Origin of the sequence: Deinococcus rhizophilus (assembly GCF_030271215.1) — a bacterium.
Classification (GTDB): Bacteria; Deinococcota; Deinococci; order Deinococcales; family Deinococcaceae; genus Deinococcus; species Deinococcus rhizophilus.
Genome location: NZ_JASNGB010000171.1, coordinates 1 through 6,698, shown reverse-complemented (window position 1 = coordinate 6,698; position 6,698 = coordinate 1). Strand labels below are relative to the sequence as shown.

Below are 6,698 nucleotides of genomic sequence, written 5' to 3'. Positions count from 1 at the left end.
CCGCGCCGCCTCCGGGAGGCCCTCGCCCTGCGCGAGGTAGGCCAGCGTCCGCGCCCGCACCGCCCGCGTCCACTGGGGGAGGGGGCGGCCCAGCAACCGGACCTCGCCCGCTTCCGGAGTCGTGAGGCCCAGCAGCGCCCGCAGCAGCGTGCTCTTGCCCGCCCCGTTGGGCCCGACCACGGCGCTGAACTCGCCCTCCCGGAAGGTGACGGTGACCCCCTGCACGGCGGGAAAGCTCCCGGCGCGGACGTGGAGGTCGCGGGCCTCCAGCGTGCCCGTGCCGACCACGGGGCTAGTCATGGCCCCCCCGCCGCAGCAGCCACAGGAAGAACGGCCCCCCCAGCAGCGTCGTGACCACGCCCACCTGCGAGAGCGGCGTGGTGCGGGCCAGCAGGTCGGCCAGCACCAGCAGGGTGCCTCCCGCCAGCGCGGAGACGGGCAGCAGCACCCGGTGCCCCGCCCCCCACGCCATGCGGACCACATGCGGCACGACCAGTCCGACAAAGCCGATGATGCCCACGTAGGCGACGGCGGCGGCGGTCGCCACACTTGCGGCCAGCACGACGAGCAGCCGCAGCCGCTCCACCGGCACGCCCAGGGAGCGGGCGGTCAGGTCTCCCAGTTGCAGGGTGTCCAGCGCCCGGCCCAGCCCCATCAGCACGCCGCCCCCGACCAGCGCGTAGGGCAGCACGGTCAGCACGTCCCCCCAGCCGCTGAAGCCCAGGTCGCCCAGGGTGTAGGCGAGAACCTGCCGCGCCCGGTCCTCGCCGCGCAGGATCAGGAAGGTGGACACCGCGCTCAGGATGCTGCCCACCACCACCCCGGCCAGGATCAGGCGAACGGGGGGCAGGCGGCGGCCCTCGCGGGCCAGGGTCAGGGTCAGGCTGACTGCCGCGAGCGCCGCGAGCAGCGCGGCCACGGGAACCAGCGGGCGCGGCCACCCCGCGNCGCAGGATCAGGAAGGTGGACACCGCGCTCAGGATGCTGCCCACCACCACCCCGGCCAGGATCAGGCGAACGGGGGGCAGGCGGCGGCCCTCGCGGGCCAGGGTCAGGGTCAGGCTGACTGCCGCGAGCGCCGCGAGCAGCGCGGCCACGGGAACCAGCGGGCGCGGCCACCCCGCGACGATGGCGACCGTGGCCCCCAGCCCCGCCCCGCTCGCCACCCCCAGCAGGTAGGGGTCGGCCAGCGGATTGCGAAAGACGCCCTGAAAGGCCGCCCCGCACACCGCCAGGCACGCCCCCACCAGCACCCCCATCGCCACGCGCGGCAGCCGCAGTTGCCAGACGATCACGTCCTCCGGGGACAGCTCCGCGCCCGTCCAGAGGCCCGTCACCCCGCGCCCCAGGGCGCCCAGCACTTCGCCGGGGGGAATGGTCACGCTGCCCAGACCGACCGCCAGCACGACGGCGGCGCACAGGGCGGCCGCCAGCGCGGCGGTGCGCCCGAAGCGCCACAGGCGCGGTGTCCCGGCGGCGGTGGGCTCAGGACTCACGGCTCACGGCCCGCCCGCCTCACCGGAACAGTTCCGGGTGAACCAGCCGCGCCAGCCCGCGCAGCGCCCGCCCCATCCGGGGACCGGGGCGGCTGAGGATGGTGCTGAGGTCCTTCGGGATGTCGATCACCCGGCCCGACTTGACCGCCTTCAGGCCGCTCCAGCCGGGCCGGGCCGCTGCCGCCTGCCGGGTCAGGCCCAGCATCAGCTCGGGGTTGGCCTTCACGATCAGCTCGGGGTCCACCTTCGGGAAGTCGCCCAGCGCCGCCGGGATGATGTTGCGGGCTCCCGCCTTGGTCAGCAGCACGCCCATGAAGGAATTCGGCCCGACCGAGTACGGCGTGGGGTCGATCTCGAGGTAGGTCGTGGGCTTGCGAACGGCGTTCCTGGTCAGAATCTCCACGCGGGCGATCTCGCGGCGGAGGTTCAGCACCACGTTCTTCGCCTGCGCCTCGCGGTTCAGGATGCGGCCCAGGGTCAGCGTCTTGGAAAAGACCTCGTCGTACTTCTCCATGTCCAGCGCGATGGTCGGGATGCCCGCCTGGGTCAGCGGTGCCTCCAGCTTGCTGTAGCGGCTCACCAGCACCAGGTCGGGCTTGAGGGCCACCATTGCCTCCACGTCGGGGGCGAAGAGGTCGCCCACCCGGGGCAGCCGCGCGACCTGCTGGGGGTAGTCGCTGTACTTGTCCACCCCAACAAGCTTGCCGCACGCGCCGATCGCGCACACAGTCTCGGAGTGGCCCGGCACCATGCTGATAATCCGCTTGGGTTCGGCCTTGAGAGTCACCTTGCGGCCTAGGTCGTCGGTGAGGGTCAGGGGGTAGGTGGTCGCCGCTGCGGTGGGCAGCAGGGCGAGGAGGGACACGGCCAGCACAGTCTTGGAAGGGAGAGTCTTCATGGGTGGGGCTCCTTGTTGGGGGGCTCTCCCTCGCGTGTGGGGGCCGGAAACGACGAAACCGCCCCGGTGGGGGCGGAGTGGGGGGGGTCTCGGCACGTCCGGGGGCGGCTCCGTGCCCCCGACGTGGGGGCGCTTCGGCTGCGCCAGGGCGGTTCCTCCAGTCCGCGAGAGGTCAGGCCAACCGGCTCACCCGCTGGGGCAGGCCGGGACGGGGCCGGTGTTCGGACTTCCTCCCCGTGCGGGGGGTTACCGTTGCGCGACAGTGCCGGACTTTCACCGGCTTTCCCTGCCTCCGTCGGGGGCACTATAGGGCAAAGCGGGGGCGGGGCGACCGCAAAGTCCGGTTCTGGACCTGCCCGCCTCGGTCCACCCCTCAGTCAGCGTTGCTGACAGCCCCCCTGAAAAGGGAGCCTTGAAGCGCACGGAACTGAGGAAACGTCGCCCACGGGAAGCCTCCCTTTGGGGGGAATTGGTCTGTAGGACCGGACTCGCAGAGCTGCTTGCAGAGGGGTCATGGGGGGCTGTGCGAACCTTGCGACGTTGCGGTCGCCCTGCAAACCGGGGCCGGGAAAGGGGCTTTAAAGCGCCCCCCCCTCCCCCTGGCTGGGCAGCGGTTCTCCGGCCAGCTCCGCGAGGCGGTCGCCCACCTCGGCGGTCAGCGCCTTGATGCCCCCGGTGGGCGACAGGGGGGGGCCGAAGCGCACGGTCCAGCGTTTGCCCTCGCGCCGCAAGCCGACGGGGAGGATCGGCGCCTTGCCCTTGAGGGCCAGCAGCGCGACCCCGCCGTGCAGCTCGCCGCCGCCGCGCGTGCCCTCCGGAAAGATGCCCAGCGTGCCGCCCGCTTGCAGGATGCGCAGGCTGGTCCGCACCGCGCCGAGGTCGTTGGTGGTGCGGTCGACCGGAAAGGAGCCCCCGGCGCGGATGATGTGGCCGACCACCGGCACGAACAGCTCCTTTTTCGCCATGAACTGCAGGAAGCGCCCCGGCGGCAGGCTCGCCGCGATGATGAAGGGGTCGAGCGCCGAGCGGTGGTTCGCCGCCACGATCAGCGGGGTACCGGGGGGCGGCACGTGTTCACGGCCCTGCACCTCCAGCCGCTCGCCGCGCAGCCGCAGCGGCAGGTTCATCACGGCCACGACCGCCCGGTACACCAGCGGCCTCACGCGGGGGGCGGCTCCGGCGGCGTCGGGGGCAGCGCGGCGGGCGTCACTCATGGGGCGAGGATACCCGGCCCGGCCCGGGAGAGCCGCTCAAAAAGGATCGTCGTCGGGGTCGGGGGCCGGGACAGCGTTCTCGTCGTCCGGCCCGTCCTCCTCCTCGCCCCAGTCGCCCGACAGGGCCGACTGCACCGCCGCGATGCGCTCCCGGCAGGCGGCGTAGGCGGCGCGGGCCTCTTCGAGCAGCGGCAGCACCCGGTCGAGGTCGGCCTCGCCGGTGTCGAGTTCGGCGGCGATGCGCGAGAGCCGCGCGTAGGCCTCGCGGTAGGTGAGGGGGTCGCCTGGCACGCGGGCAGGATAGCGCCGCTAGGCTGGCCCCATGACCCCCGAGGCCCCGACGCCCGACACCCGGCACTTCGACTTCGCGGCCCTGTCCGCCCAAGGGCGCTACAAGCTGCTCACCGCCGTCGTGGTGCCCCGGCCCATCGCCTGGGTGAGCACGCTGGGACCGGGCGGGGAGGTTGGTCTTGCGCCCTACTCCTTTTTCGGCCTGATGGGGTCGGACCCCGGTGTGGTGGCCTTCGCCCCCGGCGACCGCCCGGACGGGACGCCCAAGGACACCGCGCTCAACATCGGCTCTGGCGGCGAGTTCACGGTCAATCTGGTGGACGCGGCGCTGGCCCAGGTCATGAACGAGACGGCGACCGACTTTCCGCACGGGATGGGCGAGGCGCGGGCGGTGGGGGTGAGGCTGGCCCCCGGCGTGCGGGTGGCGGTGCCGCGCGTGGCCGCGAGTCCCGCCGCGCTGGAATGCCGCGAGGTCCAGACCGTGACGGTGGGCCGCACCCGCATCGTGCTGGGCGAGGTGCTGGGGCTGCACCTGCACGCGGACGCGCTGGCCGACCCCGAGCGGCTGCACGTGGACACGGCGGCGCTGGACCTGATCGGGCGGATGGGCGGGCGCGGGACCTACACCCGCACGCGCGACACCTTCCAGATCGACCGGATGACCTACGCCGGGTGGCGGGCAGAGCGGGGCGAGGGGCAGGACTGAACCCGCCCTATCCCGCCAGCCGCACCCGGGCCCGGCCCTCGGCCTTGGCGCGGTACATGGCGGCGTCGGCGCGGGCCAGCACGTCCCCGGCCACCTCGCCGGGCCGGGCCTGCGCGACCCCGCAGCTCACGGTGACCCGGACGGACCCCGTGGCCTCCTGCGCGGCGACCGCCTCCGAGAGCCGCGCGGCGAGGTCCGCCGCCTGCGCCTGGGTCCGCCCCGGCAGCACCACCAGGAACTCCTCGCCGCCCCAGCGCCCCAGCTGTTCGCCGGGGCCGAGTGCGGAGCGGGCGGCCCCCGCGACCGCCTGCAACACCCGGTCGCCCGTGAGGTGGCCGTGGGCGTCGTTGACCGCCTTGAAGTGGTCGAGGTCAAAGAGAATCACGCTCCAGGGCCTGTCCGCGCCGCCGCGCCCCGCCTCCCCCAGCCAGAGGTCGAGCTGGCGGCGGTTGGCGAGTCCGGTCAGGCCATCCACGTTCGCAAAGCGGGCCTCGCGCTCGGCGTGGACGATGGCCCGCAGGTAGCGCCGCAGCAGCTGCCCCTGCACGGTCAGGAAGGCGATCAGGGTGAGGTGCGACAGGTACAGCTGCAGCAGCGCGTTGCCCCACAGCACGCGGCGTTCTACGGGAATCCCGGGGGCCAGCCAGTACACGGCCCCGATCCCCAGCAGCGCCGCGAACCACCCCAGCGAGACCGTGAGCGCCGCGCGGGGCCGCAGCACCAGCGCCGCCACGAAGTAATTCAGCGAGAGCCAGTACACGTACCCGCCCAGGCCGGAGGCGGTCTGATCGACCAGCAGCGCACTCCACAGCTTGACCAGTCCGGCCGCGCCCTCTATCACGAGTTCGATCAGGCCGATGCGGGCGAAATGGTCCGGGCGCCGCCACAGCCACGCCGTCAGCGCCACGTTCTTGAGGGCCAGCAGCCCCAGCCCCAGCCGGTCGGAGGCCGAGAAGTTCCAGCCCGGCGACAGCAGCAGCGTGACCACCGAGGTCACCATCACCCCGACGAGCACGACCAGCAGCGAGCCGTACCGGAACCGGAATTCCGGACTGCTCGCCAGGGTCCCCGGCGCCCGCCATGTCACGTGACTCAGGCTACCCGCCCGGCCGGGGGCAGGGCCATCCCCTGGGGGTACCCCCTTTCGGCGGGGTCGTCTACGCTGGGGCATGACCTCGCCCCGCCCCTTTCATGTGCGAGCGGCCATCCCTGCCGACGCGCCCGCACTGGCGCAGGTCCACGTCACGAGCTGGCGCGAAACTTACATGGGGCTGCTCCCGGACGACTTCCTGACCCGCATGACCGACGAGGCCATGCGCGAGCGGCGCGAGGCGAACTGGCGCCAGACCCTTGCCCAGGGGCAGGAGACCGTCCTCGTCGGGGAGCGGGGCGCCGAGGTGGTCGCCTTCGCCTCTGCCGGGCCGCCGCGCGACCATCCCGGTGTGGACGCCGAGCTGTACACCCTTTACGCGCTGAGGAAGGCGCAGGGGAGGGGCCTGGGCCGGGCGCTGCTGGCCGGGGTCGCCCGGCAGCTTCACGAACAGGGGGACCGCTCGCTGGCCCTGTGGGTGCTGGACGTGAACCCCACGCGGGCGTGGTACATCCGGCAGGGCGGCCGCGAGGAGGGCGCGAAAACAGTCCCCATCCCCGGCGGTGAATTGCGCGAGGTGCGGCTGGTCTGGGATGACCTGGGGCAACTACGATAGGGCCATGAGCGATCCCGCGCCCCAGGCCATAAGCGTGGAGGAGTACCTGCGCTTGGAGGGAAAGAACGCCCAGAAGCACGAGTATGTGGGCGGTTTCGTGTACCCGCTGCACGGCCAGGCGGGCGCGAGCCGTTCTCACGCGCTGATTAGCGGCAACATCTTTGGCGTTCTCTATCAGGGCGCTATGCGAGCCGGAGACTGCCTCTACCAGTAGCCGGATGCCCCCCACCGACCCGACCCACCGCGCCCTCGCCCAGGCCGCCGCCGACGACGCCGGGCGCGTCCTGCCGCTGTTCGAGGCCACCTGTCCGACCGACTCCCGGCCGCGTGAGGCGATCGAGGCGGCGCGGGCCTGGGCACGCGGCGAGATCACGGTGCCCACGGCCC

10 protein-coding genes and 2 pseudogenes are annotated in these 6,698 nt (G+C 73.1%); 5 read left to right on the top strand and 7 right to left on the bottom strand.

All coding sequences use genetic code 11. The features are described from left to right. On the bottom strand, positions 1-300 hold a 300-nt coding region (locus tag QOL99_RS14005; protein WP_285524719.1), incomplete at its 3' end, for an ATP-binding cassette domain-containing protein. Next, a pseudogene (locus tag QOL99_RS14000) lies at positions 293-946 on the bottom strand (FecCD family ABC transporter permease); the annotation flags it as partial. The pseudogene QOL99_RS14000 and the gene QOL99_RS14005, both read right to left, overlap by 8 nt. Before the next feature lie 17 nt (positions 947-963). Between QOL99_RS14000 and QOL99_RS17875 the strand changes: the two are divergent. Next, entirely contained in the window at positions 964-1,179 is a 216-nt protein-coding gene (locus QOL99_RS17875; protein WP_407650190.1) for a hypothetical protein, read from the top strand. Here QOL99_RS17875 and QOL99_RS17870 read toward each other — a convergent pair. From QOL99_RS17870 to xseB, 4 genes and pseudogenes are all read right to left on the bottom strand, one after another. Then, a pseudogene (locus QOL99_RS17870) lies at positions 1,122-1,421 on the bottom strand (iron chelate uptake ABC transporter family permease subunit); the annotation flags it as partial. The gene QOL99_RS17875 and the pseudogene QOL99_RS17870 sit on opposite strands and share 58 nt — an antisense overlap. 94 nt (positions 1,422-1,515) lie before the next feature. After that, positions 1,516-2,394 carry an ABC transporter substrate-binding protein gene (locus tag QOL99_RS13990; protein ID WP_285524718.1) on the bottom strand — a complete coding sequence of 293 codons (879 nt, stop codon included), beginning with the start codon at positions 2,392-2,394 and terminating at the stop codon, positions 1,516-1,518. A gap of 578 nt (positions 2,395-2,972) precedes the next feature. After that, positions 2,973-3,608 carry a lysophospholipid acyltransferase family protein gene (locus QOL99_RS13985; RefSeq protein WP_285524717.1) on the bottom strand — a complete coding sequence of 212 codons (636 nt, stop codon included), beginning with the start codon at positions 3,606-3,608 and terminating at the stop codon, positions 2,973-2,975. A 36-nt stretch (positions 3,609-3,644) separates the two neighbouring features. Next, positions 3,645-3,899: an exodeoxyribonuclease VII small subunit gene (gene xseB / locus QOL99_RS13980; protein ID WP_285524716.1), complete on the bottom strand. Its 255-nt coding sequence runs from the start codon at positions 3,897-3,899 to the stop codon at positions 3,645-3,647. A 31-nt stretch (positions 3,900-3,930) separates the two neighbouring features. Between xseB and QOL99_RS13975 the strand changes: the two genes are divergently transcribed. Continuing rightward, on the top strand, positions 3,931-4,605 hold the full coding sequence (locus QOL99_RS13975; RefSeq protein ID WP_285524714.1) for a flavin reductase family protein: 675 nt from the start codon (positions 3,931-3,933) through the stop codon (positions 4,603-4,605). Between the two features lie 7 nt (positions 4,606-4,612). Here the strand turns inward: QOL99_RS13975 and QOL99_RS13970 are convergent, their stop codons facing one another. Further along, the gene (locus tag QOL99_RS13970; protein ID WP_285524712.1) at positions 4,613-5,692 is read right to left on the bottom strand and encodes a GGDEF domain-containing protein; all 1,080 of its coding nucleotides are present in this window, start codon (positions 5,690-5,692) and stop codon (positions 4,613-4,615) included. Between the two features lie 82 nt (positions 5,693-5,774). Between QOL99_RS13970 and QOL99_RS13965 the strand changes: the two genes are divergently transcribed. The 3 genes from QOL99_RS13965 to QOL99_RS17865 all read left to right on the top strand — a co-directional run. Next, the gene (locus QOL99_RS13965; protein WP_285524710.1) at positions 5,775-6,311 is read left to right on the top strand and encodes a GNAT family N-acetyltransferase; all 537 of its coding nucleotides are present in this window, start codon (positions 5,775-5,777) and stop codon (positions 6,309-6,311) included. 4 nt (positions 6,312-6,315) lie between these two features. Further along, positions 6,316-6,525 (top strand): PDDEXK family nuclease, encoded by a 210-nt coding sequence (locus QOL99_RS13960; protein WP_285524708.1) that lies wholly within the window; start codon positions 6,316-6,318, stop codon positions 6,523-6,525. Positions 6,526-6,529: 4 nt separating this feature from the next. After that, the coding region (locus tag QOL99_RS17865) for a putative immunity protein (protein ID WP_407650192.1) at positions 6,530-6,698 on the top strand (169 nt) is incomplete at its 3' end.